This is a genomic window from Dapis purpurea BLCC-M126, from assembly GCF_050015975.1.
Classification (GTDB): Bacteria; Cyanobacteriota; Cyanobacteriia; order Cyanobacteriales; family Microcoleaceae; genus Trichodesmium.
In genome coordinates this window covers 15068-41522 of the sequence record NZ_JBNHER010000331.1, presented here as the reverse complement: position 1 = coordinate 41522, position 26455 = coordinate 15068, and the positions used below count along the sequence as shown (strand labels likewise).

At 35.2% G+C, this 26455-nt stretch carries 16 protein-coding genes; 6 read left to right on the top strand and 10 right to left on the bottom strand.

Features of this window, described 5'->3' with window-relative positions; translation table 11 throughout:
• Both ACP6PL_RS30545 and ACP6PL_RS30540 read right to left on the bottom strand, forming a co-directional pair.
• Positions 1-1954, bottom strand: a 1954-nt coding sequence (locus tag ACP6PL_RS30545; protein WP_426549125.1) for an ATP-binding response regulator, incomplete at its 3' end; no start/stop codon positions are given.
• A 257-nt stretch (positions 1955-2211) separates the two neighbouring features.
• Positions 2212-5613 (bottom strand): response regulator, encoded by a 3402-nt coding sequence (locus tag ACP6PL_RS30540; RefSeq protein ID WP_426549124.1) that lies wholly within the window; start codon positions 5611-5613, stop codon positions 2212-2214.
• Between the two features lie 687 nt (positions 5614-6300).
• Here ACP6PL_RS30540 and ACP6PL_RS30535 point away from each other — a divergent pair.
• Positions 6301-8364, top strand: coding sequence for an NAD(P)H-quinone oxidoreductase subunit 5 (locus ACP6PL_RS30535; protein ID WP_426549123.1), 2064 nt, complete (start codon positions 6301-6303; stop codon positions 8362-8364).
• Between the two features lie 97 nt (positions 8365-8461).
• Here ACP6PL_RS30535 and ACP6PL_RS30530 read toward each other — a convergent pair whose 3' ends face one another.
• The gene (locus tag ACP6PL_RS30530) at positions 8462-8641 is read right to left on the bottom strand and encodes a hypothetical protein (protein WP_426549122.1); all 180 of its coding nucleotides are present in this window, start codon (positions 8639-8641) and stop codon (positions 8462-8464) included.
• A gap of 77 nt (positions 8642-8718) precedes the next feature.
• Between ACP6PL_RS30530 and ACP6PL_RS30525 the strand changes: the two genes are divergently transcribed.
• The gene (locus ACP6PL_RS30525; RefSeq protein WP_426549121.1) at positions 8719-10299 is read left to right on the top strand and encodes an NAD(P)H-quinone oxidoreductase subunit 4; all 1581 of its coding nucleotides are present in this window, start codon (positions 8719-8721) and stop codon (positions 10297-10299) included.
• Between the two features lie 69 nt (positions 10300-10368).
• Here ACP6PL_RS30525 and ACP6PL_RS30520 read toward each other — a convergent pair whose 3' ends face one another.
• The 5 genes from ACP6PL_RS30520 to ACP6PL_RS30500 form a co-directional block, all read right to left on the bottom strand.
• Positions 10369-12306, bottom strand: coding sequence for a type I restriction enzyme HsdR N-terminal domain-containing protein (locus ACP6PL_RS30520; protein WP_426549119.1), 1938 nt, complete (start codon positions 12304-12306; stop codon positions 10369-10371).
• Between the two features lie 141 nt (positions 12307-12447).
• Positions 12448-12681 (bottom strand): DUF6737 family protein, encoded by a 234-nt coding sequence (locus ACP6PL_RS30515; protein WP_426549118.1) that lies wholly within the window; start codon positions 12679-12681, stop codon positions 12448-12450.
• Between the two features lie 221 nt (positions 12682-12902).
• Positions 12903-13145: a hypothetical protein gene (locus ACP6PL_RS30510; protein WP_426549117.1), complete on the bottom strand. Its 243-nt coding sequence runs from the start codon at positions 13143-13145 to the stop codon at positions 12903-12905.
• Positions 13146-13290: 145 nt separating this feature from the next.
• Positions 13291-14382, bottom strand: coding sequence for a hybrid sensor histidine kinase/response regulator (locus ACP6PL_RS30505; protein WP_426549116.1), 1092 nt, complete (start codon positions 14380-14382; stop codon positions 13291-13293).
• Positions 14360-16321 carry a PAS domain-containing sensor histidine kinase gene (locus ACP6PL_RS30500; RefSeq protein ID WP_426549115.1) on the bottom strand — a complete coding sequence of 654 codons (1962 nt, stop codon included), beginning with the start codon at positions 16319-16321 and terminating at the stop codon, positions 14360-14362. The genes ACP6PL_RS30505 and ACP6PL_RS30500 overlap by 23 nt, the downstream gene beginning before the upstream one ends.
• Before the next feature lie 228 nt (positions 16322-16549).
• Here ACP6PL_RS30500 and ACP6PL_RS30495 point away from each other — a divergent pair, with 228 nt between their 5' ends.
• From ACP6PL_RS30495 to ACP6PL_RS30485, 3 genes are all read left to right on the top strand, one after another.
• Positions 16550-17068, top strand: a complete 519-nt coding sequence (locus ACP6PL_RS30495; protein WP_426549114.1) for a hypothetical protein — start codon at positions 16550-16552, stop codon at positions 17066-17068.
• 767 nt (positions 17069-17835) lie between these two features.
• On the top strand, positions 17836-18030 hold the full coding sequence (locus ACP6PL_RS30490; RefSeq protein ID WP_426549113.1) for a DUF2949 domain-containing protein: 195 nt from the start codon (positions 17836-17838) through the stop codon (positions 18028-18030).
• 658 nt (positions 18031-18688) lie between these two features.
• Entirely contained in the window at positions 18689-19075 is a 387-nt protein-coding gene (locus ACP6PL_RS30485; protein ID WP_426549112.1) for a nuclear transport factor 2 family protein, read from the top strand.
• 184 nt (positions 19076-19259) lie between these two features.
• Here the strand turns inward: ACP6PL_RS30485 and ACP6PL_RS30480 are convergent, their stop codons facing one another.
• Entirely contained in the window at positions 19260-19628 is a 369-nt protein-coding gene (locus ACP6PL_RS30480; protein WP_426549111.1) for a hypothetical protein, read from the bottom strand.
• 987 nt (positions 19629-20615) lie between these two features.
• Here ACP6PL_RS30480 and ACP6PL_RS30475 point away from each other — a divergent pair.
• Positions 20616-22097, top strand: coding sequence for a MurL C-terminal domain-containing protein (locus ACP6PL_RS30475; RefSeq protein WP_426549110.1), 1482 nt, complete (start codon positions 20616-20618; stop codon positions 22095-22097).
• 530 nt (positions 22098-22627) lie between these two features.
• Here ACP6PL_RS30475 and ACP6PL_RS30470 read toward each other — a convergent pair.
• Positions 22628-26029: a CHAT domain-containing protein gene (locus ACP6PL_RS30470; RefSeq protein WP_426549109.1), complete on the bottom strand. Its 3402-nt coding sequence runs from the start codon at positions 26027-26029 to the stop codon at positions 22628-22630.
• Between the last annotated feature and the right edge of the window lie 426 nt (positions 26030-26455).

Genomic DNA, 26455 nt, shown 5'->3' with positions numbered 1-26455 from the left:
GTTTGGTAACAGCTAACCCTAAACCTGTACCACCATATTTTCTGGCTGTGGAACCTTCTCCTTGTTCAAAAGATTTAAAAATGGTCTCTAGTTTATCACTCGGAATACCAATGCCAGTATCAGAGACAACAATTTTTACTACTGGAGATTGCTGCTGATTTTGATTAGAGTATTCTTGACTCCAGAGTTGGCGAGAATCTATAGAATTATTCATAACTACTGTAGCTGAAATTTCTACTTTCCCAGAATCAGTAAATTTAATACCATTGCCAATTAAGTTATAGAGAATTTGTTGGAGACGGTTTTCATCAGCACAAACGGGAGGTAAATTTGTGGGAATTGCATTGATTAACTGTAGACTTTTATTTTTGCTTACCAATAGATTTAAGGTGACTACTGTTTCTACGACTGCAAAAACATCAACAGGTTTAATTTGTAATTCTAGTTGATTGTATCTAATTTTGGAAAAGTCAAGAATGTCGTTAACAAGATTTGAAAGACGACGAGCGCTAGACACAATCATACTTAAGTTAGAAGTGATGAGTGGGTTTAGATTTTGAGTTTGCCCTTCTAGAAGAAATTCACCAATACCAATAATGCCATTCAGTGGGGTGCGTAGTTCATGGGAGGTGTTCGCTAAGAATTCGTCTTTAAGGCGATCTAATTTTTTGAGTTCCTGATTTTGTTCTTCCAGGGTGTCAAAGGAGCTTTTAAGTTGGTTTGCCATCCGGTTAAAAGACTGAGCAAGTTCTCCTACTTCATCCCTACGGTGAATATCAAGTTGATTTTCCCATTTTCCTTCGGCAATTTTTTTTGCAGCAGAATTAACTTGTAATATTGGTTTCGTAATCCAGTAAGCAGTAATTATCCCTACTAAGATAGCTACAACTAGAGCAGTAATACTTAATAGAATAGTAGTCCTTGTATTTGCGTCTATTTTTTCCATAAAATCACTTTCAGGAACAATAACAACTACTAACCAATCAATACCCTGTCCATCTCTAACTGGCATAATACTTGCATAGTACCACTCTTCATTAATAGGAAAATTGAGTTGTTTGCTGCGCTCAACTTTTTCTAAACTACCAAACTTTTCTTGTAGGTGGATTACAGTTTGACTTACCATAGTCCGATCACTGTCAATAGCGTGTAAGCGTTCTATTTTTCTCTTTCCATCAACTTCACTAATCACAAAAGGTTCAGGAATTTGGGAACTAGCAATTAAATTTCCTGATCGCTCCATGATAAAGCTTTTACCATTCGGACTAATATTTAATTGCTTGAGGAATTCTGTCATCTGAGTTAAGCTAGTTTCATTAGCTAAAACCCCAATAAAATCACTGTTATAATCAAAAATAGGTATAACAGCAGCTATATCTAAAGATGTGTTATAATTAGAAAAAGCAGAATAAATAGGACTCCATGTAGGTTTACCCAGTTTTTTTGCTTCTTGATACCAGGGACGAATACGCGGATCGTACTTTCTAGCTTTAAATAGTTTGCCGATATCGCTAATCTTTTCTAACTTATAAGCCTCACGAAATGGTTGAGTATCTGTAGTCCTAGTTTTCAAGATAATATCTTTATTCTCAAGATTAATTTCAAGGCTAAGATACTCTCCCTGTTCGTTACCAAAAAAAAGATTGGTTGCCAACTTCTGCTGTACAATAATTTGCCAAAAAACGAGTCGCATTTTCTCAAAGGTGTAGTCATCAGGGTTGCCACTCTTCATAGAATCATTCGTTACTCTTAGCACTTGATGAGATTCATCTAGATAATCTAAAATATGTTGCTGAATACGAGTACTAATTTCATTGGTTAACTTAAGCGCCAAGGTGTCAACTGATTCGCGTCCATTGGTAAAAGAAAAATATCCGACTAATCCAACAGCAGTTACAACTTGTAGAATAAACGGGACAATAAGGACAGTTTTTAGGGGAAGTTTGTTAAGCATTTTGCCCAGTTTTGTATTATACTAATTATTAAAAATAATGCTATAGTTTCAAACTACTTTAACTACTTTGGAATTAGGGTAGGTTATCAAGATATAATACTAATTTATAAGAATGATTACAAATTCATTACAAATAGGTTTTATTGTATCATATACATAGCAAATTTTTATCTCTGAATTTTGCATTTTATAAATTATAATTTATATCTCTTTATTATTGCTAAAAAAAATGTAGCAAAGTAAGACTAAAATCGGTATTATTTTTTAGTAAATACCCAAACCCCATTCCAGTTTTCAGGAATACCAATTAATGTTAATTGTTCGATTCTTTCTAGATAAACTCGAGCAGTTTTATCCGCAGAATTAACTGCTAATACTTTCTTGAAATAATTTTTAGCCGAAACTAAATTTCCCAAACGATAATATTCTAAACCTAATATAAAATCTGCCTGAGTTTTTAACTTTAATTCTTTTACATAATCCATTTCTCCATCTAAAACTTCATAAACATCGAGAGCCTCGTGCCTACCCTTAACAGATACACGATCTAAAAATCGAATTTGATATTGTTCTGGATTTTTTAAACCCTCAAAAGCTGATTTGGAAATTAGCAAAGAAACTCCATAATACTTAGTTAGACCCTCTAAACGAGACGTCAAGTTTACATTATCAGAAAGTGCATCTCCTGACATCCGATTTGGTTCTCCGACAATACCAACCATCATGTGGCCTAAATGGATACCAATTCCTACCTTAATCGGAGGTAATTTTTTTCCCTCCAGAGTCTGGTTATATTCTTGTAATTTTTTCAGCTTACCAATAGCAGCTTGCACCGCATCATCTGCACCATCAGGAAATACTGCCATAATACCATCTCCCATAAATTTAATAATTAAACCGTTACGGTCTCGTATCTCTGGGGAAACTTGTTGTAAATAACCATTGACAAAAGCAAAAGTTTCTTGAGGAGTCATCTGCTCAGATATAGTAGTAAAAGAGCGAATATCAGAAAATAATATTGCCATTTCTTTACTCACGCGGTCTCCTAATTTTACATCAAGAATATTTTCTTTTGATAGTAATTTTACATATTCATGAGGAACAAAACGTCCGTAAGCGTTAGTAATTTTTGATAATTGAAGATGAGTTTTTATTCTTGTTAATAATTCATCTTTAGCAAAAGGTTTAGTTAGATAATCATTCGCACCAAATTGAAAACCCATGACCAGATCGGCGATTTGATTTTTGGCAGTTAACATTAAGATTGGCAAATTTTGGGGAGGGTATTTTTCCCTAACTTTAGCACAAACTTCATAACCAGACATTTTAGGCATCATAACGTCCAGCAAAATTAGGTCAAAATTATGATACTTTTCTAAAGCACCTAAAGCTTCAGTTCCATCTAATGCTTGGGTAACTTGATATTGATTGGCTTTTAAATGATTGTTTAAAACTTGGATATTAATCGGTTCATCATCAACAATTAAAATATGAAAGTCACTATTAGCAACATCAGTTTTGCTAGAATTAATTTCTACGGGTACTTCTGTTTTATCGACAAGATAACGAATATTATTAACTGTAGGAGCAGTTGAAGTTTCTGCTACAGATTCTAGGGAGATGGGTAGGGTAAAGTAAAATTGAGAACCGACATTAACTTCGGACTCAACCCAGATATGACCCTCGTGGAGTTCGACTAATTGTTTTGTGATTGCTAAACCTAAACCCGTACCACCGTATTTTCTGGCTGTAGATCCTTCTGCCTGCTCAAAAGATTCAAATATTTGATCTACTTTATCCCTGGGAATACCAATTCCAGTATCTGAGATCACGATTTTCAATTGTTGAGAGCGATCGATATTTTGACTGAGGTATTCCGAATCTAGAGATTTGCTATCAGAATCTGTAAAATTGCTGCTAATTACCTCTGCGGAAATTTCAACTTTACCAGACTCAGTAAATTTAATAGCATTACCAATTAAGTTGTAGAGAATTTGTTGTAAACGATTTTCATCAGCACATGCGAGGGGTAAATCTTTAGCAATAGTATTGATTAATTGTAGATTTTTCTTTTTATTGACTAAAAATTGATTTAAGGTGACTACCGAATCCACTATTCCAAAAAGATCAACTGCTTTAATATTTAACTTTACTGTATGGTGTCTAATTTTAGAAAAGTCTAGAATGTCATTGACAAGATTAGATAGACGACGAGCGCTAGAAACTATGATACTTAAGTTAGAGCTAGTAAGTGAATTTAGCTCTGCTCTATTTCCTTCCAAGAGAAATTCACCAATACCAATAATACCGTTTAGTGGAGTTCGTAGCTCGTGGGAAGTATTGGCTAAAAATTCGTCTTTGAGGCGATCTAATTTCTGGAGTTGTTCATTTTGTACCTCCAAAGTTTCAAAAGAATTTTTAAGTTGAGTTGCCATACGATTAAAAGAGTTAGCTAATTCTCCTACTTCGTCATTTCTATGTATGTTAGACGTGTTTTCCCATTTACCTTCAGCGATTTTTTTGGCAGCAGAATTAATTTGTAAAATTGGTTGAGTAATCCAGTGAGTTGTCAGCATTCCTATCAAAATAGCGACAATTAGAGCAGCAATACTTAAGAAGATTGTGGTGCGGGTGTTGGCATTAATTTGTACCATGAAGTCATTTTCTGGAATGACTACAACTATCAACCAATCAATACCTCTACCATCTTGAAGTGAGATGACTCTGGCATAGTGCCAAACTTCATCAATAGAAAAATGGAGTTGTTGGTTACCGTTAATATTTTTAAAACTACCAAAATCTTTTTGTAACTGTTTGACGGTAGCAGTGACTATGGGTTCGTTGCTTTTGATTGCTGGTAAACGTTCTATCTTGCGTTTTTTACCTTCTCCAGTAATGATAAACGGTGCCTGAATTTGGGAACTGACTACCAAATCTCCCGATCGCTCCATAATAAAACTTTGACCGTTCGGACTAATATATAAATTACTGAGGAAATTTGTAACCTCCATAAGAGTAGTTTTATTCGAGAGAACTCCTCTTAATTGCCCAGTTGAGTCAAAAATAGGTCGAACTGCGGATATATCTAGGGAAGTATTTTGACGAGAAAACGAAGAAAAAATAGGACTCCATGTCGGTTTACCCAAGTTTTTTGCTGCCTTATACCAAGGTCGAATTCGAGGATCGTATGCTTTGCCTTTTAAATATTTACTGATGTTACCTTGGTTGTTGAGTAGATAAGTTTCCCGAATGGGTTGAGTTGTAATATTGCGAATTTTAAAAATAATATCTCCATGTTCTAGATGTTCAACCCCGATAAATTCTCCTTCTTCATTGCCAAAAAATAGATAATTCTCTAAATCTCTTTCTTTGACCACTTGCCAAAAGTAAGGTCTAAGTGTGGCAAAATCCTCAATATCTAAACCTCCACTTTTTATAGCATCATCAGTAACTCTTAGCACCTGATGGGATTTGTTGAGATATCCTAAAACGTGCTGTTGAATGCGGTTACTAATTTCGCTAGTTAATCGATTTGCCAGAGTATCGACAGTTTTGCGTCCATTGGCAAAAGAAAAATATCCTACTAATCCCACAGCTCCAAAGACTTGCAGCATAAAAGGGACAATGAGTACAGTTTTTAGGGGAAGTTTGTTAAACATTTTGCCCAGGCTGAGGGATAGAAGTTTAAATGCCATGAAAGCTTTAGGTATTTTTTCTAGTATATCTCTCGGCTTATAGAAGCCCTGGGTGTATCTCCAGAAAAGAGGGAGTAGGGAATAGGTATGGAGGAGGAAAGAATTATGGCCGTTTTCACAAAGGTAGACTACAAAATTTATTGTTATTAATTTAAAATTTAGAATTCAGAATTATTAAATTAAGGGATAGTATAAAAAACTTCTGCTTTCTGCCTTTAAGTAAAATCTCTGTACTCTATGTTAATGAAAACTACTATAATCTATGGCTATTAATTTCTACCTTTTCCCATATTCCCCACACTTCTTTGATATCAAAGCTAAAAAACTTACCTTTGTAAACTTCCCCTTCTACTCCCTATCCCCACACTTCCACTTCTTCCCCCTCTAGAGGAGTGAGTCACCACAATGCCAGGTGTGCCAGTCTACTACAAGTCAATTCTAATTTTTTTGACAAAAATCAATAAATATGATATCCAAAAAGTTTAACTCCTAAACGAATCAACTTTTGACCTTTAAATTTTAACTTTTGTCTTTTTAACCTCAATAACTTTTAAAAAAATCGATCTTTAGCGCCCATCCCAAGAAACTCTATGTAAGAATGCTTATTAGTTTTGCCCACGTTAGTTAAGAATTATAAAGTAACCATAAATTATGGAACCACTTTATCAATACGCCTGGTTGATTCCAGTATTGCCCCTATTTGGAGCAATGCTAGTCGGCTTAGGGCTAATTTCCTATAGTCAAGCCACGAATAATTTACGGCAGAGAGTCGCTGTCTTCATCGTCTCCCTGTTAGGAACTGCAATGGTTCTCTCCTTTGCATTACTCTGGAGTCAAATAAATGGCCATGAAACCTATACTCAAATGTTTGAGTGGGCATCAGCAGGTGACTTCAGGCTCAGTATGGGTTACACCATAGATCATCTGACTGCTCTAATGTTAGTCATCGTGACTACCGTTGCCTTCTTGGTAATGGTTTACACCGATGGTTACATGGCTCACGACCCTGGATATGTACGCTTTTATGCCTACTTGAGCTTATTTAGCTCTTCAATGCTAGGTCTAGTAGTCTCTCCAAACCTAGTCCAAGTTTATATATTCTGGGAACTTGTTGGTGTATCCTCCTACCTACTAATTGGTTTCTGGTACGACCGGAAAGCAGCGGCAGATGCCTGTCAAAAAGCTTTTGTTGTCAACCGTGTCGGTGACTTTGGTTTGCTACTGGGGATGCTAGGTATTTACTGGGCAACAGGTAGCTTTGAATTTGAGGTAATGGGCGTTCGTTTAGAGCACCTTGTAGAAACAGGCGCTCTAAGCGTTGGTTTAGCTACCCTTTTCGGTGTGTTAGTTTTCTTAGGACCTGTAGCCAAGTCAGCCCAATTCCCATTACATACCTGGTTGCCAGATGCAATGGAAGGCCCTACTCCCATCTCAGCCCTAATTCACGCAGCGACGATGGTAGCTGCGGGTGTATTTCTAGTGGCGCGGATGTACCCAGTATTGGAACATCTACCAATTGTAATGAATATTATCGCCTGGACAGGAGCTTTTACGGCTTTTCTAGGAGCAACGATAGCTATTACCCAAAATGACATTAAAAAAGGGCTCGCCTATTCGACCATTTCCCAGTTGGGCTACATGGTAATGGCAATGGGTGTGGGTGCCTATAGCGCCGGACTATTTCACCTAATGACACACGCTTACTTCAAAGCCATGCTGTTCCTTTGTTCTGGTTCAGTAATTCATGGTATGGAGGCAGTAGTTGGCCATGACCCAGTTTTGGCTCAAGATATGCGGTTAATGGGCGGACTACGAAAATATATGCCTATTACCTCTGCTTGCTTTTTAATTGGTACTCTGGCAATTTCTGGTATTCCTCCTTTTGCTGGCTTTTGGTCAAAGGATGAAATTCTTGGTAGTGCTTTTACAGCAAATCCGGCTTTGTGGTTTGTCGGTTGGGCAACTGCTGGTATGACTGCTTTTTATATGTTCCGGATGTATTTCTCCACTTTTGAGGGTGAGTTCCGGGGTAACAATGAGGAGATTAAACAGCAATTATTAGTTGGAACTCCAGCTCCTGCTATGGCTTTCGGCCCTGGGGCAATGGACCCGAATGAACTAGAACATGGCCATGATGACCATGACCATGATCATCATCATAGTCACTCTCCCCATGAGTCTCCTGTGACTATGACTTTACCATTGATGGTTTTAGCTATTCCTTCAATGATTATTGGTTTATTGGGAACGCCTTTTGCTAATTATTTTGAGCAGTTTATTTATGCTCCTGGAGAATCTTTAGCAGAGGTGCTAGAGGGATTAGCAGAGTTTGACTTGACTGAATTTTTAATTATGGCAGGTAACTCTGTGGGTATTGCTTTGATTGGTATTACTTTTGCTTCGCTGATGTACTTGAGTCGTAAAATTGACCCTGGTGCGATCGCGCAACAAATTAAACCTCTTTACAACTTTTCCCTCAACAAGTGGTATCTAGACGACATCAACGACAAGCTATTTGTTCAAGGTAGTCGTCGTCTAGCACGCCAAGTTTTGGAAGTAGATTACAAAGTAGTTGATGGAGCTGTTAACTTAACAGGTTTTATCACTCTTTTGAGTGGGGAAGGTTTGAAATATTTGGAAAATGGTCGCGCTCAGTTCTATGCCTTAATTGTATTTGTGGCAGTTTTGGGCTTCGTTGTCTTCTCTGGTGTCTAGTTCAGTTATCAGTTATCAGTTATCAGTTATCAGAGGTTCTCTTAGTGGTATTTAGGGAAATATTTTCTTTGTTAACTTTATGTTTCTATAAATAATATCAAATTCGGTAGTATCGGTACAATTCAATATTGTAGGAGTTTAATGACCAAACCTCTACAAAAATTGGAGTTTTTGCCAATACTCCAAAGTCAACAGATTTGATATAACTTCTGACTGATAGCTGATTATAACAAACTGTAAAACTCAATTCAACAGGAATAGAAACAAAAGAAGTCATAATTACTAAAACTAAGTTGCTTCAGGACTTCACTGCTCATAACCTTACAAAATTTTCAAAGTGAGACTTAAATATTTATGGCTGATTTTCCCTGGTTGACTACAATCATCCTATTTCCAGTAGTTGCATCTTTGCTAATTCCGATTATTCCGGATAAAGATGGCAAAACGGTGCGGTGGTACGCCTTAATTGTTGGATTAATTGATTTTGCTATTATCACTTCTGCTTTTTACACAGGTTACGACACGAATAACCCAGAACTCCAACTGGTAGAAAGTTATGCCTGGGTACCGCAGCTAGACTTAAATTGGTCAGTGGGAGCTGATGGTTTATCAATGCCATTAATTATTCTGACTGGCTTTATCACCACCCTAGCAATTATGGCAGCGTGGCCTGTAACTTTTAAGCCAAAGCTGTTTTATTTCTTGATGTTGTTAATGTACGGCGGTCAAATTGCTGTATTTGCCGTACAAGATATGCTGCTATTTTTCCTAGTTTGGGAATTGGAATTAGTACCTGTTTACCTAATTCTGTCTATCTGGGGAGGCAAAAAACGGTTGTATGCAGCAACTAAGTTTATCCTCTATACAGCAGGTGGTTCCCTGTTTATTTTGATAGCAGCGTTAACAATGGCATTTTATGGCGATACTGTTACCTTTGATATGAGAGCGGTTGCTGCAAAAGATTATGCTCTGAATCTGCAACTGTTGTTATATGGAGCGTTTTTGATTGCTTATGCTGTGAAATTGCCAATTTTCCCATTACATACTTGGTTGCCAGACGCTCACGGGGAAGCAACAGCACCCGCTCATATGTTACTGGCAGGAATTCTGCTGAAAATGGGTGGTTATGCTCTACTGCGGATGAATGCCGGAATGTTACCGGATGCTCATGCGGTATTTGCTCCGGCGTTGGTAATTTTGGGAGTTATCAATATTGTCTATGCTGCTTTAACTTCGTTTGCTCAAAGAAACCTGAAGCGGAAAATTGCCTATTCTTCGATTTCTCACATGGGGTTTGTGTTAATTGGTATGGCTTCCTTTACCGATATTGGTATGAGTGGAGCTGTGCTGCAAATGATTTCCCATGGTTTGATAGGGGCAAGTTTATTCTTCTTAGTGGGAGCTACTTATGACCGTACCCATACTTTAATATTGGATGAAATGGGTGGTGTCGGTAAGAGAATGAAGAAAGTGTTCGCCATGTGGACGACTTGTTCGATGGCATCTTTAGCATTACCAGGAATGAGTGGTTTTGTGGCTGAGGTGATGGTATTTATTGGTTTTGCTACCAGTGATGCTTATAACCCAACTTTCAAAGTTATGGTGATTTTCTTGGCAGCAATAGGAGTAATTTTGACTCCAATTTATCTATTGTCAATGTTGCGGGAAATTTTGTTTGGTCCTGAGAATAAGGAGTTAGTAGAACACGAAGTTCTCAAGGATGCGGAACCCCGCGAAGTGTTTATTATTGGTTGTTTGTTAGTGCCAATTATTGGGATAGGTTTGTATCCTAAGATTGTGACTCAGATTTATGATGCGACAACTGTACAGTTAACAGCGCGGTTACGAGATTCTGTACCGTTGTTGATGGAGTCTGAGAAAGTGGCGTTAACAGATGCGAGTGAGTCGTTGATGCGTGCGCCTGCGATTAAGTAGTGTTGCAGTTATTTTTGATTAGTTTTTTTGTCAACCCCCCTTTAATTATGGGGGTTTTATTTTGTTTTACTAATCTCGATTTGGATAAATATGACGCTCTTCAAAGCGACTTAATTCCCAAAGCGGTATTAGAGCATTTTTTGCAGCATTAAGTTGGGTTTGAGAGTAGTGGAGATCATCCTCAGACTCTAAAAGACAACTAAATGTCCTAGATATTAAATCTACATAAGAACTATTTTCAAATTCTAAATTACTAATTCTTTCTACTTGTTGGTCTAAAAAATTTACCACACGTTCGTAACTCCAGTTTCCATTATTTACTGAATTTAGCTGTTCATTTTTACTAGAGAGTTTATCTTCAATTGCTCCTAGTTTTTGAGTAACATAATGCGTTTCCGATACTTCACTATCTCTAACTAAATTTGTACAACTTTGGTAGTAAGGGTATAAGAGTGAAGCATCAATTGCTTTCAACCTATGGTTAGTCCATTGTTGAATATCACAAATATAAGGTTTTAGTTGACTAGCTTCATAAATGTTTCTAATAAGAATATGTTTTTCTTCTGGATAATCTAAAATATTATCTTCAAACTCAGTTTGATCTTGATGATGGAAGTAGTAATCAAGGACTTTGGGGATAAACTTTTCTAATAACCACTTTTTAGTATAGGTAGCATTCCAAAACCCTCTATAGCCTACATTTTTTCGCCATGACTCATAATACTTGTCAAAAAATTTTAATTCATCATTATATAGAAAATAGATTATATCAATACTATAATCTGAATCTATATTGGAGTTTAAGCTAGGCCAAATATTGGTTTGCTCTGGATAATTACTTCTACTACAAGGACGACAAACTTTAATATATCTTACTTTATCAAAAATATGCCAATCTGAGTTTCCATCATCATAACTAAACTCACTGACAAATTTAAGCATTAATTCCCACAATTCTTTGGTGACTGAAAACAGCTTAAAACCTTGAAGATATTCAAGATTAACTGGCTCAAATTCAGATGCTTCAAGAATATTCTCAGATTCGATAATTATACGTTGATATTCTGAAAAAACCTCATCAACACAATCACATAAATCTTGGGTTTCTGCTGCTGATAAAATTACTGTTGTTCCACCTAAACTTGCTTCAAAATAATTATCTTCTAATTGTCTAAGAAAACTACGAGTTAGCCAGTGAGGTTTAGTTTTTAATCCCATCATTAAGTTGCCAAGTATTTCTTGATGACTTAAATAAATTGTTGAACCTCTTAAAATTAAGCTACTAAACTCTATTGTACAGTCACCCTCATCAAATGCTATTGGCAAATTACATTCTATTGCTACTTTAGGCTTGACAACCCTTAAGTAATTTTTTCCTCTAGTAATAGAAGGTTCAAAATCACCTCTATCTAAAATATCTTGTATATCTGGATGACGTTGTAAGGCTTTTTCTAGAGATACATATTGACTATGAGTCAAGTCATTAGCTGCCTTTTCATTAATTTGTTTGACAATTTCAAAGTTGAGTTGATTATAAAACTCTGAAGCTATTTTTCTATCTTGAAATTCATCAGTAGTAATATCAAATACAGGTTCTTCTATACGGTGGCGAGGTCGCTTTAAAACTTTCACTTGATAGCCATTAGTTATTACTAAAAAAATCGACTTAAGGTAGTCACCATAAAATTTAGCTTGTTTTATATGTGGTTCTAAATTTTCTTTAGGCTTTTTTGCTTCAACAATAATCAGTGAGGTATCAGCATTCTGTTTTTCTTGGTCATCTGTTGAAAAATAGACATGATCTGCTTCTGGATCTCTACCTTGTTTTTTTCCTGGTTTATAAGCTTTGATAGGATATTTACCTCGGCGATTATTTTCTGGATAACCTAAGAGTTGAAAGAAGGGTATGACAAATTTAGTTTCAACATCATCTTCATTTTTCAGAAGTTCTGGATTGAAATTATTTATCCACTCAATTAATAAATCAATCTGATGTTTATTTGACATATTGTTATTAAGATTACATTATATTTAACCAACTAAATATATCTATATAGTACATAACTTTTTATTTTCCATATACGATCGCTTATCCTAATTATCTAGAAAAGCGATCGCTCTAAAATATCTCTAGATACTTTCTAACAATCAAACTTTATTTGACATTTTTAATTCTGCCATTAACTTCGGCCAGATTATTAAGAAAAATCCCATCCAAGTCAATATAGGAATAGAAACAATAACTGTTAACCAAACCATTCTAAATACAAACCAACTACTACTAATAATAGTAATTCCTGTCAAAAGTATTGACCAAGGTTGACACCACCAAGGTTTATAATTCCACGGGTTAAACTTTTCTGGTTCAACTGAGTTGTTCATAATAAATAATGTTAGGTTTAGATAGACAGATTATCAAAAAGTCTTTGTTTGTATTTATCCTTTATGATGCCCAATATTTCGAGCAGCGTAAAGCGTAACTACAAGCTACTATTATAAGTGTTTTAGCTAAAATATAATAGAGAATAGGAAATATTAAACAGGAAAAAACTTCTCCTTGAAGGGAGGAGAAATTTTTTATAAGTAAGAAACTACACTTAATCTTAATTAGAATTTAAGCGTTTAGTAATTTGTTTAATAATGCCACTGAGAATAGCACCTCCCATCAAAATTCCAATAGCTGGAGTAAAGACTGGTTCCCATAATCTATGCCAAAGATCGAGACCTAAAGACACCCCAGAATAACGACCAATAACAGCGATCGCAAACCAGGCAAAACCAATTATGACTAGAAATACATCTACTACTAAAAATGTATCTAACCAGTTGAGTAATTTATCTTTCATTGTTAGTAATTCCTCGTAAGAATTTAGAATTTAGAATTTAGAATTTAGAATTACTTATTCTTATAAAATAGTAATGCTATATTTGCTTGTTATTTCCCCACCCTCTCCATCTCCCCACGATCTCCACACTACCCATCTCCTCATTTTAACTTGTAGGGAGAAAAATAGTCACAGTTGTTTGCTCTTCTGGAATACTTTGGATAATTAATTTGCCATTATGTAATTCAGTCATCCGTTTAGCAATAACTAGACCTAAACCCGAACCTTGTTGCTCATATATGTGACGATTAAATTGTTTATAAGCTCCCACGCTAGAAATTTCATTAATACTCATTCCTGTACCATGATCTATAACATCAACAGCAAAAATATTATTAACTAATCTACCTATTACCTGCACTTTTGTGTCTACAAGAGAAAACTTAAAAGCATTGTCTAACAACTCATCTATGATTTTCCTAAAGTTAGGCTCAGAAATTTTTAAATTAGCATTTTCCGATGTTATTTCTAAATCTTGTAAGCGATTAAAACTTGTTGCTTTTTCCAGAGCAACCTCTCTAATTATTGACTTAGGATTACTAAGACTACCTGTTTTAAATAATTGTAATCTATCTCTATCTCGTGATAATAACTCTAAATCTGTATATAGTAAAAAATTTTGGATTAGTCGATATAAACGGTGAGCAGAAAAATTAATATTTTCTAGCATTGTTAAAATTTCATTCTCTTCCAAATCTTTAAAGTCTTCAATTATCAACTGTGAATAACCAATAATTCCATTGAGGGGAGTGCGTAGTTCGTGAGGTAGAGATAAAGTAATACTACTTCTTAAGTCATCTAATTGTTCTTGAGTTCTTCTTTCAATAACCCTTTGTTTATCTAACCTAGTATTAATAGCTTTCATTAATTCATCTCTAGTAAAAGGTTTTGTCAAGTAATCATCTGCTCCTAATTCCATTCCTTCTCTTAAATCGGCTTTTGTGGATTTTGCAGTCAGAAAAATAAATGGAATTGCTTCTGTTACTAAATTATCTCGTAATGACTTTAATACTCCATATCCATCAACTTCAGGCATCATCACATCACAAATAATTAAATCTGGAACTTCTTGTTGAGCTTTTTCTATTCCTACTCTGCCATTTTTTACTCCTATTACCACAAAATCTTCTGCTTCTAAAATATCTGTAATGATTGTTAAAATTGATTTATCATCTTCAATCACTAGAATTTTTTTCATCTATATTTCCCTTTTCTAAATTCAATGGTAATATGACAGTAAATGTGCTTCCTACCCCGACTTCACTTTCTACAAAAATCTGACCTTGATGCAAATCTACAAAGTTTTTGACAATAGTAAGTCCCAACCCTGTACCAGAAATATTGGCAACATTTTGAGCGCGGTAGAAAGAGTTAAATAGGTATTTTTGTTCTGTTGCTGGAATACCAATACCTTCATCTTGGATTTGAAAAATTGCATAGTTATTTAAGTAAGAAAGTTTAAGGTAAACCTGACCACCTTGGGGTGAATATTTGACCGCATTCCAAAGTAAATTATACAGGATATGTTGCAACAATTTTCTATCTATGAAAACTACTTCAGGTATTTGTTGTGGGAATTGATTTTGTGCTAATAACGTTGAATCATTTTCCCCCTGATTTTGCTGGTTTGAATCTAAGTTTAATATTTTATTTAAAATGCTTATATCTGGGGATTTTTTTATAGTTACTTGCTTGGCTTCTTGAACAGTAAAATCAAGGGAATATTGACTACCAATGTTGAGTTTAATATCTTCTATAGTATCTTGACAAAACCTTTCTAAATCTAATGGTGCTGGGTTAAAATCAAAATTACCTGATTCTGTCTTGCCAATAACTAATATGTCATTCACCAACCCTGTCATGTGTTGAGCTGTAGCTTGAATCCGATGCAAATAAGTCAGTTTTTTTTCTTCATTCCATTTATGACCGTAGTGTTCTAATGCCTCTGCGGAAGCTAATATGGTCGTTAAAGGAGTACGAAATTCATGGGATGCCATGGAAATGAATTGGGACTTAAGTTGATTTAGCTCTTTTTCTATTTCCAGTGCTTTCTTCATTTCTGCTTCTGCCCACTTGCGTTCTGTAATATCTTCAATATCACCTTCATAAGCAATGAGGTTCCCTTTTTGATCGTACACTGCTCTTGCATTTTCAGAAATCCAGAAAATGCTACCATCGGCGCGATAAGCTTGAGATTCAAATTTTAATACTGTTCCATTCCTATTAATCAAATCCACAAACTCATCTCTACGACTAGAGTTAACATAAATTTGCTTGCCTATATCATTAACTTGTACCATCAGTTGCTCTGGTGAATCATAACCAAATATCTTGGCTAAAGTAGGATTACTATATATATAGCGCCCATCTAGTGTAGACTGAAAAATACCTTCAACTGAGTTCTCAAGAATACTACTACACATGGCTTCAGCCGAATGTAGTTCTTGATATGCTGTTTCTAGTTGTAATTTGGTATTAAATTCAGTTTTTTGCAGAGACTCATATAAATATACGGAGAGATCGCAAATTAAACATACCCAGAAGATGCCAAAACACATCTTAACAAAATTCCAATCAAAAGGTGCTACATCAAAACCAAGAATTTGATTTACACTGAAGTAGTAACCTAAGATAGTAATTTGGGATATTAGGTGTAGAAACCATCTGACTGGAATTAAAGTTGCCTGAGTAAAGAAAGTCAACATCCAAATAAAAAACTCAGGATTAACATTCCTGGTAATTGTATCTGAAATTTGCTCAATCATCGTCACTGCCCAGGAAGAGCTGAGAAATATTAGACCTAGATGACGATGACCCCAAGTAGTTCGCAACAGAAATATACAGCCAACTAGAATTGAATGTACTAAAATTCTGGCAATTACCCACTGTTCTAAGCTAGGATATTTACCTTGTATAAAGTAGATTAGATTGAGTATAGTTCTACTGAAAAAGAAGAAAAAAGCTAGCCACAATGCTAAATTTAGTCGAGCGATTAAAAAACGATGTTGCCACTGTGGATAGGAGAGATTTGTTAAGTCTCTACAATTCTCAGAGGTAGGGTTAGCACTATCCAAATAGGTGAGTATTTGCCTAACTGGGCATACTTTCTGTAGTTTTCTGAGCCATCCATTTAGCATTGCTAGTGAGATTGAAACTTCAGATTTAGATTATAAACGTTGTACATCAGGATACCGTGATAATCGGTTTTATTTCAGCTAACTATTATTAAAATTTGCTTCCTCATCACCAACAATAATTTAGGAGAACAAAAATTATTGATTATTTGTAGCTAGCTTGGTTTAAAATGATATCATTATTTTTATTGTATATTGGTTATACTTAATACCTAAACGTTTACTCAGATTATGGTTAGTTATACCTTGCCTCAGAATCCAGATACAATCATAACTGTTAGGGGCAAAGATTCAGAAAGGGCCCGTCAGAAAGCTATGGATAAGCTTGTGGAAATGATGGACTCTGGTGAAATACCGACAGAATTAGAAAATGGATTTAGCCCGGAGCAGTTTATTGAGGTCAAAGAATCAAAAGAATCAAAAGAGATTACTTCTGAGGAAGAAGATGCTGTTGCTCAGGCAGTACAAATACTGAGCGATTTTGCTGCACTGAAGATGAAGGTTGTAGAGTCTAGAGAAGAGGCATTAAAAATTCGTTCTGCAATTGAGGTGCTATTTACAGATGAACCTGTAACAGTTGAAGAAATTGCTAATCTTAAAGACGGTTTTAAGACGCTGAAAATTTTTGCTGTGGCTAATTTACGCTATAGAGAAGCAAAACAGAAAGCAGAAGAAGCTCGTGTTGTTCTAGATCAAGCCCTCAAATCTGAGGAATCAGAATTAAAGCAGTCTCCTAAATCAGGTAAGTAGGTCATTTCAGTTATCAGTTATCAGTTAGCCTTCTGCGAAGGAACTTTCCTTTCCTGCGGAATGCTACCCATTCATGTCGCGAAGCGAAACGTTAACAGTTAACATTACCTCCTACTGAAGTAGGAGGCTTGAAATACTTAATTTTCTTTTTCTTATCCCCTTTAGAGGGCAGGAGGCTTGAGACCTGATTTTCTGGTCAACAATAGATTCTGATTAGTAATTTATTGGGTGTCTCTATCTGTGCATATCTAGTATAGTAGTACAGATATAAGTAATTAATGCAATTATTACTTATAACGGTAATATCACTGAGGGTGATGTAATTATGGTCTCCTATAATAAATTTATAAAATTTCTCGACCATCACCCTAGTAATGCCGTATTATGGAATTTGGATAGGATAATATAAAATTTGGAGTTCCTGGTCTTTTGATCAGATATTTACTTTATATTTACTACTCATCAAAAAGTAGACTTTTCCACTAAAACTATACTGAGACTTGAATCAGTCACAATTCTATAGATATTGAAATGTGTCAAGGTGGAATAAAAAAAAATCATGGGTTACTAACACTTAGCAGTACAATTTAGCATTCTCTACAATAAAATTGTGATCTGAATCATTGACAAAACTGAGATATCTCACATGATTAAAAGATTAGAGTCACTGAGGCTTTCTGAATAATAATTGATACTAGGTATCGTGATAAATAAATCAAACCTGTTTGAAAATTTTTTTAAGATACTACTGGAGAAAACTTTTAATCATGTCCACAAAACAAGCTCAGTTAATCAAATTCTTGAAGTGGGAGTTGTCCATCCCAGATTCTGCCATAGCTACTGCTTTACGACATCAGGAAGAAGACTCTAATCAATTACCGATGGTACTTTGGCAATATGGCCTAGTAACATTGAAGCAATTAGACCAAATATTTGATTGGTTACAAATGGCCAGTGTCTAATCAATTGCTTTCCGAGCATCACCTAGGGATAGATATATTTTCCAGGTAATACGAGTGAATCACCTTTATTTTAGGAGGTCTGAATTGGGTTTAAAACCAAAACAAATCAGAAAAACAAAATTGAATAAAAACTTTGAATTAAACAAGGGGGTATCTCAACTAGCTTTTTCAGTCAGATAACTCTCTTTTTTTTTTGGGAACAGGGAATAGGCAATAGCCAAAAATAATGTATCTAATTCATCATAGAACTGCTATATAAATTATTAAATATCTCAATTATATTCTCAATCTGTCGATCCAACAGAAAAATTTTTGATTGTAACTAATTATCTTGATACCATCTCCGCTGGTATCGGAGCTTATAAACAAGAGCGTGAATATCTACAGGAAATTAAATTTTTCTAGCTTTTAAGTCTTCTTCCTTCTTCCTTAACCCTTATTTTACAATACTTATGCTACCGGACTTGATATAATATCATGTTCGGATAATCACTTATAATAAAGTATATGGTTTGTAGTAGGGCTTCAGCCCTATCTACAGTTCGGGCTGAAGCCCTACTACGAACTTTAATTATATATAACTATTTAACCGAACATAATATAACTTGGTATAGTAACTATTATTTCGACGATAAACACCTACTAAATCAAGCTCAAAATGACAAAAGAAAGTATCGAAAAAGTGGTCAACTCTTACTTCACAAATATGACAGCGATGAATGCTCAAGGATGGTTAGAAATTTTTGCTGAAGACGCTGTTATTTGTGATCCTGTTGATAAACCACCCATGAATGCAAAGTCAGACGGTGAGAAACTCTTTGCGCTATTATCAAAGTTCTATGCCAAATTAGAATTGACACCAAACAATACATTTATTGTAGGTAATGGAGCAGCAGTAAAATGGACGATGCAGGTAGTTGCAAAAAATGGTAAGCAGGCAGTTGCAGAGGGAATTAGTGTGTTTGAAATTAATGAAAATGGTACAATTCAAAAACTATCTTCCTATTGGGATGAGGCTGCAATGCTCGCTCAAATAAAAGGCTAGAATTCTTGAGAAGATAGTAGGAACGTTCCATGGAACGTTATGATAATTTCTGTCTATTTCTGATTCTTTGAACAAAATCAACAATGAGGAGAGGAACTGATTATAATCAGTTCCTCATCTGTCATTTTCTTTTAAATCTATAATTTGCAAAGTATTCCCAAAAATTTGATAGCATCAATAATTTCTAGATTCCTAATTTCAACTTGAATCCTTTTCCAGATTGATCGCCGTCTAAAGTATCTTCTTCTAGAGGATTTTCTACTTGAGGCTCATCTGGGTTAACCGGAATAGAGACTCCAGGAATCACTTCTACGTTTTGCTCTTGACGACGCAGCTCATAAGGTTTAATTCCCTCATTAGAAGTATTACTAGCTTCTGGATCATCAATATATGTACGGTAATTATCATTAGTAATTGATCTGCCTTCTACTGTTTTGAGAGAATCTCCAGATATAGTTGTTTTGGTTTGAGGGTTATTGGATTGTGCTTTGGCAATAGTTGTAAAAGATAGTAAGATTGCACTAATACCCAAGATAGTAATAATTCTCTTCATAATTTATTTGCTTTTGAGTTGATACTTTTTATTGTAGTATATCAATGCCTAAAAATACTAGGAAAACTTCCTCTACATTGATAAATAAATTTTCAGTATAATCACTAAATGTTTAATGAAATTTAGGTAAAAAATGATATAAGCATAAATACTCATTTTTATTCAAAAATATTATTTTGTAGTCAAAAATCTATGTATTTTTAAGATTAATTAATTACTAATTACTGAATTAAATAAAAACATTAAATAAATCTTAAGATATTGAATTAAAGCAATAGTTGAAGTTGTCAATCTAGTGTTTAGTATGCCTCATTATTCTTTGGGGATTTGGTGACAATAATTATGGTGAATTATTTGATATTCAATACAGAGAAAAAATTATTTGTCAAGTTATTTCTGAACTTATTGATAAATTGATTAAATATAAATCTTAAAAAATAGTAGGTATTAGAGAGACATTTTCCAAAATTTTTAATGGCAAAAAATATAAAAATATGTAGAATATTATCTCAGTAATTAATGGTGAAAATTAATTAAGAAACTGATACTAATTATACCGATTTTTTTCTCGCTATTCGCTAAAAATATTTCTTCTCAAAAGGCAACTGTTATTAGTTCTAATGCTTTAGGAAAAATAGCCTTAGGGACTTGCGCAAAAATAAAGTACTACTCAAACAAGCTTTAATCAAGAAATTACAAAACTTGATTGGTAGATTAATAAACCGCAAGTCCCTTAAGTGCAATAGTACATACTCTTGAGATAATTGCCTAAATTATCAAAATCTGACAACTCCTTCAGGGCAAACGCATCTAAATTCTGGAAACTTCTGCCGTTAAGCTTTAGAGGGATAATGAGTATAAATATTTAGAAGTCTGATATCCTTGCCCTGTCAGAACTTCAAAATAAGATGCGTTTGCCTTGACTAGTTCTTTAGTTAATTGAAAAAAAGTCAACAAATATTGGATTTAAATAAAAATAGAGAAATTATGTTAAAAGAAAAGAGTAGGGTAAATTGTGACCAATTCAATGACTTCTTTGTAGAAGAAATTTGCTTAGAGGAGGTATCGGTTGTCAAAGATACAATTGAGTTTATCTATAGTATAGAAGGCGAACAGATTCGCTGTTCCATACGTTACAATACTCTTGATTTTACCGATCCAGCTTTAAAGTCACCAGAACAAGCTAAACGTTTTGCAGTAATTCTAGCAGTTATTTGCTCTGTGCGATTTGCCTCAATACTTCCGAAACGGTTAAATTTTCAAAAGTACAGTCGCTATATAGATGAGGAACTGTTGGAATTTCTGAAGGTTGTGATGCCTAGGAATTGGAGTCAGCATCGCTATCAAGTGGGAAAATTGAGTTATAAGCTTCCAGAGTTTGTAGTCACGGTTTCGGAACTAGGAAAAAACGTAAGTTATCCAATCTGGTGTGCTACTAAAATTAATAGTACAGTAGAAACTCTTTTAGGATCTGGTTCAGGTAAGGACAGTCTGTTGTGTAGCCTGATTTTGGAATCTGCTGGCGTTAAGTACGATATTATCACCTACTTTTACGATATTTATGGGGATAATTCCGGGCAAGAAACATTGTTTCAGCAGGTAACGACTCATCTAAAATGCAGAAATCAACATGGTATTTACTTAAATGATGAGTATTATGGGTGGCTCAAAAATCGGTTAAGCAAGACTAATATTATTGCTAGAACAAAGGATTATTTTGGGAAAAATCGCTTTTGTGCAGATGGGGGAGAAACTCTGCTAACTGCTATGGCGATGATACCAATTCAAATTGTACATGGTATTCCTCTTTTGGCATTAGGGCATGAGAAGAGTGCTGATGCCCCCAATTTGATTGAGCCAGAATCAGGGGAAGCGATCGCTCACCAATGGGTGAAAAGTTTGACCTTTCATCAAATAATCTCCAAGTTCATCCCACGAATGTTCGAGGGAGTTAATGTTGTAAGTCTGACTAAACCTATCCACGACGTCAAAATATTTGACTTGCTTTTTCAGCTTGACAACCAGCTACCTTATGCAACAAATTCCTGTAACGTGCAAAAACCTTGGTGTGGTAGGTGTGAAAAATGTTGCTATGTCTTTGCTGGTTTTTGTGCCTATGGCGAGGTAAGTAAAACAATTCAAGCTTTTGGTCAAAATTTGTTGGAAATGGAAGAAAATCTACCAGTTTGGCAAGATTTGCTTGGACTAAACGGGTACATTGCCTGGGAGTGCGTAGGACTTCCTGAAGAAACCCGGTTGTATTTTTACAAGCTTTATCTCAGGGGAGTTAAAGGTAGGGCGATCGATTTATTTGAGCAAAAAGTTCTGAATCCTTTAAAATCAAAAGGGGAAAATCATGTAGAACAATACTTTGCTGAAATAGAGCAACAGTTTTCCCAAGTCTATGAGAACCACCACACTATGTCTAAGTCGTTGTGGCAAAAGATTCAGCCAGTCTTGGAAAAGTAATATCATGTTCGCTAGAACAGTTATAATTAGGGTTTGCTGAAAAAGTATTTTTGCTCTTTGTAGTAGTCAGTAGTCAGTAGTCAACTCACCCCTAACCCAACCCACCCCCAACCCCTCCGAGGAGGGGAGCAGGAGGGGAAGTCAGGAGAAATGGGAATTTAGAGGTGGTAGGAGTTAGAATTGTTCCTCAATTTCTCTGTCCAACTCTTGCTGTTAATACTAACTTTTTGAGGTTTTTTAACTCAAAAAGGCGCACTTTTTCAAGACTTAAAAATCCCAATACCCTGATATGTAAACACTTTCAGATTTAATCAGCAAGCCCTAATTAAAGCTCGTAGTTGGGCTTTAGTCCTATCTATAGTTGGGGCTAAAGCCCAACTACAAACAAAAATTTTATTGTAACTAATTATCCGAACATAAATATCAAATCCGGTAGTATCTAATACCGCCAGAAACCAGGGAAAGTTTTAAATCCCCCACTGTAAACATCAGAGGTAATGATAACTGATAACTGATAACTGAAATGACTCTTACCAAGGAGTACCAATCATCATAAAAGAAGCCCAATAATAAGGATGGGAAAAAGTCATGTTTTCAGCAAATTCAGCATCTGGTAGTTTTACGCCATCATCTCCAACTCGACTACTTCTTAATCTTCCTGCCTCCAGACGTAGATCGCCATTAATCATTGCTATCTGTGCTTGCCTCAATGCTTCTGCTTTCACAGTAGTATCTTGTGAACTCAATTGTCGATAAAACTCTCTCATTAACCCTAAAGTTCCCCCGTCATCCACTTGCCATAAACTTGCTAAAACTGATTTAACTCCTGCTTGTACAGCTAATCCAGCAAAACCTAATTCTGCATCCAAATTACCAAAAGCAGTTTCACAAGCACTCAATACTAATAACTCTATTGGCTCGCCGTTTTTTGCTAACTTTCGTAATTGATCGAACTTTAATTGTTCGTTCCATAACTGAATAAAAGATTCGTTAGGCGCACTGGGTTGAAAAGACCCATGAGTTGCTAAATGTACAATCCTTGCTCCCTGTTTTATCCGTTGCTTTTGGAGATTTTCTAATGTAAAACTTTCGTCAAAGAAAATCTTACCCCGCCAATTTTGCCGAATCATTTTTAACTCTAGAGGAACAGCAGGTAAAGATACTATATTAGGGTCTTGAAAATCTGAGGCTCCCATTGCTAAAACTGATAAATCTTTAATATTTTTGTAGCTAGTATCAGTCATATTAATACTAGGAATTAACCCCATACTATACTTTTCTATTAAGAATTTTTCGCCATCATGGAGAGCTGCAAAAGGAATACTGCGCATAGCTGGATCTAGAGAGAACATAAGTGTATCTATCTCTCGTTTTTGTAATTCTGGTTCTAAGGGTGAAATTAACAACTTATATAATTTTTGTGAAGCAGCTAAATATTTATTGGGATTGCTAGGACTGGGATGACTAACTCCTCCAATAAAGCTTCGCATTTGTTGGCGCAATTCATCATTATTAGCTATTTCTATTCTCTGAAAAACTGGTGAACCTTCAGAGGTAACTAAAATTAATTCTAGGTATTCAGGTTGAGAAATAACATAAATAACTGCTGGTTTTTTTCCTGTTTGATTAGCAACAGCACTTAGTGATTCTCTAATGCTATTTTCAGTAATTGTGGGCGAGTTATCTAGATTTATTTTTAATTCATTAGCAAAAGCGTGACTACGGATTTTGTCGATTTTATCTAGGGATGTTTGGCGGTTTAGACTAGCAAGAATTAGATTTCCTGAATTGGGGCTAATAGTTGGTATTTTCTGCTCTGAAGTAAGATTGTTCCTCATGCTATTATTTTCTTTTTTACTCTCATTATTAACCAATTTTTTTGTGGAAGAGCGAACTAGATAACTATTTTCTAATTCATCAATTTTAGGAGAAGAACCAGTAGATTCTTCTACAGAAGAATTGATATTTTGATCTACTACATTAATATTTTCGTTGATTACCATATTTTCAGTGGGGTATCTGGGTTGAATATTAACTTGACCATCAAGATTATCAATAGAATTACTACCACTAGAAAAAGTAATTTGATTGCTCATTAGGCCGATTGTGCCTCCACCACGATTGGTAATTTTACCTACTGTTAAATTTTCACCAGATATAATTACAGAACTGCTGTTATTTACAATTGAAGTCCGATTGTCTATCGCAAATGAACCACTGCGATTGTGGTCACTATCGGCTAGAAGCTTGACCTGAGTTTGAGGTGTCTCTAATGTGTGATTATCGGCGTTTAAATTTAGTTGATTATCAGATAAATTATTGATAGTAATATCATTAGTTGCTGCTAAAGTAACGTCTGCATTATTAGTCATTTGTTCTAGAGAATTTTCAGAAATATCCAAGTTGCTAGAGTGATTGTTTTCTGCATCCGAAACTTGGAAATTAGTTTCTGGGTTGACCGTAATATTCTCCGACTCTAGTCGTACATCCCCAACATTATTCTCAGCACTTAAATCAATTGTGCCACTAAAACTGCCTCCACCAGAAATTTGCACAGATCCACCTTCGCCTAAATTTCCACTACCCCGAGCACTTATGTGGCCAGATATATCAATTTGCTCTCCAGCGATCACTACATTTCCAGCCTTACCAGTCAAATTAGCGTTGGCAGAAATTATGGAATCTGAGCTAACATGAATGTGAGTATTATTTTCCTGCTGACCTGTATAATTACCTAGGCTAACTGTCCCACCACCTCCATCCCCTGAGACATTAATATTAGCTTGGTTCAGGTCGATCTGATCGCCCAAAATCTCCACATTTCCCCCTACTAGCTTTGTATTTTCCTGACTGAGGGGAGGTAGGGAACGGTTAGTAAATTGAGTGTTTGAGACATCAATATCACCAGAGATAACCACGGAACCGGGGGTAGTTGGCAATGTTTCATCGCCAGTTAGGATAAACTGCCCATTTTGATTCATGGTGACTCTGGTAGCATTTCCTTTTGTACCTTCCCCAGTCAAAATCTTTGGTAAAGACAGATGATCGATTTGCCCATCTGGACTATTTGGGAAGCGATCTTTAGGTACTTCCAAACTCAGCAAATGTCCCTCTTGGCTAATTCTTACTATTGACTGATCTGGCACAGCAGCAATACGAATCTCACCACCGGGGGCTCTGATAGTACCATAATTAACGACATTCCCGGCCATGAGGGTGACGTTTTGCCCTGGTTTGACTTCGAGGTTGCCATGATTAATAATTGGTGCGGCTTCTTTGGGAAAAGTAAAGGCGCTAGGATTTCCGATCAGTGAGGCATAGTTATTTTTACCTGTTGCACTGAATAATTGATTGTTAAATTGGATGCCAGTAGCGGTGGTAGCGGAAAAAGCTGCAGGTATATTTAGTTGAGCATTTTTACCAAAAATAATTCCGGCTGGATTAACAATATATAGGTTAGAATTTCCTCCTGTTACTTTAATTAATCCGTTAATAAATGAAGAGTTACCACCATTTACACGAGTGATAATATTTTTAATTTTTTCAGTTGAAGAAAAGTTTACTATTTGACCTTTCTCGACGTTAAATTGGCTAAAACTGTGGAAACGATTTCTGCCATCTCCTGATAGTCTACCGCCACGAATATTAAACTGATTACCTGCTTTTTCAACGATTGTATTTGTACCATCTGTTGATGTCTTAATTGGTTGCGCTTTGACTACCGGAGGTAAGAGTAAGTATGCTAAATAGCTAATTGGGGATATTCTAGCTGCCAGATCTGCGATTGGCGACAGGTATACAGTTGATACTTCAGAACTTTTTTGATTTTTAATGACTGGAGATTTTTTTGTTTTTATTTCAGAGTCTTGATTTTCTATTTTTCTGAAAATTTCTGTCTTTACTTTAGATTCTTTTTGAGATTCAGGTTTCATATTACTGTCTCCGTTTACGATAAGAAAATAAATAGGAATAGCTGATAATTTTATTTGACAAAATAATAATTAGAATTATCTTGGTACTTATATGATAATTTCTCAATTATTGTCTTGCAGTGATTAGGATCAAAATCGTCAATCTTAAACGAAAAATATTAACAATATATAAATAACAAAAATATCAAAGTTAAACCAAAATTTATCTAACTTTTATTTTTATAGGAGCTAATTTAATAGCTTTACTTCCTGTCTTTTTCTTTCTTAAGTCACATAGTTATATAGTTCTAAAGATATATAATATCTTTCCTGAATGGGTAATAACTTACTTACTGGGCAAAGTCAAAATATTAAAAATTAAACTTTTAATATTTTGCAAATAACACAAATATCAAAATCAAATCTATCTAGCTATTATTTTCATAA

Excerpts from the sequence above, each read along its gene's own strand:
- ACP6PL_RS30525 (WP_426549121.1), top strand. The coding sequence starts at position 8,719 with ATGGCTGATTTTCCCTGGTTGACTACAATCATCCTATTTCCAGTAGTT.
- ACP6PL_RS30510 (WP_426549117.1), bottom strand. The coding sequence starts at position 13,145 with ATGAAAGATAAATTACTCAACTGGTTAGATACATTTTTAGTAGTAGAT.
- ACP6PL_RS30540 (WP_426549124.1), bottom strand. The coding sequence starts at position 5,613 with ATGTTTAACAAACTTCCCCTAAAAACTGTACTCATTGTCCCTTTTATG.
- ACP6PL_RS30515 (WP_426549118.1), bottom strand. The coding sequence starts at position 12,681 with ATGAACAACTCAGTTGAACCAGAAAAGTTTAACCCGTGGAATTATAAA.
- ACP6PL_RS30500 (WP_426549115.1), bottom strand. The coding sequence starts at position 16,321 with ATGCTAAATGGATGGCTCAGAAAACTACAGAAAGTATGCCCAGTTAGG.
- ACP6PL_RS30520 (WP_426549119.1), bottom strand. The coding sequence starts at position 12,306 with ATGTCAAATAAACATCAGATTGATTTATTAATTGAGTGGATAAATAAT.
- ACP6PL_RS30505 (WP_426549116.1), bottom strand. The coding sequence starts at position 14,382 with ATGAAAAAAATTCTAGTGATTGAAGATGATAAATCAATTTTAACAATC.
- ACP6PL_RS30475 (WP_426549110.1), top strand. The coding sequence starts at position 20,616 with ATGTTAAAAGAAAAGAGTAGGGTAAATTGTGACCAATTCAATGACTTC.
- ACP6PL_RS30495 (WP_426549114.1), top strand. The coding sequence starts at position 16,550 with ATGGTTAGTTATACCTTGCCTCAGAATCCAGATACAATCATAACTGTT.
- ACP6PL_RS30480 (WP_426549111.1), bottom strand. The coding sequence starts at position 19,628 with ATGAAGAGAATTATTACTATCTTGGGTATTAGTGCAATCTTACTATCT.
- ACP6PL_RS30470 (WP_426549109.1), bottom strand. The coding sequence starts at position 26,029 with ATGAAACCTGAATCTCAAAAAGAATCTAAAGTAAAGACAGAAATTTTC.
- ACP6PL_RS30530 (WP_426549122.1), bottom strand. The coding sequence starts at position 8,641 with ATGACTTCTTTTGTTTCTATTCCTGTTGAATTGAGTTTTACAGTTTGT.
- ACP6PL_RS30490 (WP_426549113.1), top strand. The coding sequence starts at position 17,836 with ATGTCCACAAAACAAGCTCAGTTAATCAAATTCTTGAAGTGGGAGTTG.
- ACP6PL_RS30485 (WP_426549112.1), top strand. The coding sequence starts at position 18,689 with ATGACAAAAGAAAGTATCGAAAAAGTGGTCAACTCTTACTTCACAAAT.
- ACP6PL_RS30535 (WP_426549123.1), top strand. The coding sequence starts at position 6,301 with ATGGAACCACTTTATCAATACGCCTGGTTGATTCCAGTATTGCCCCTA.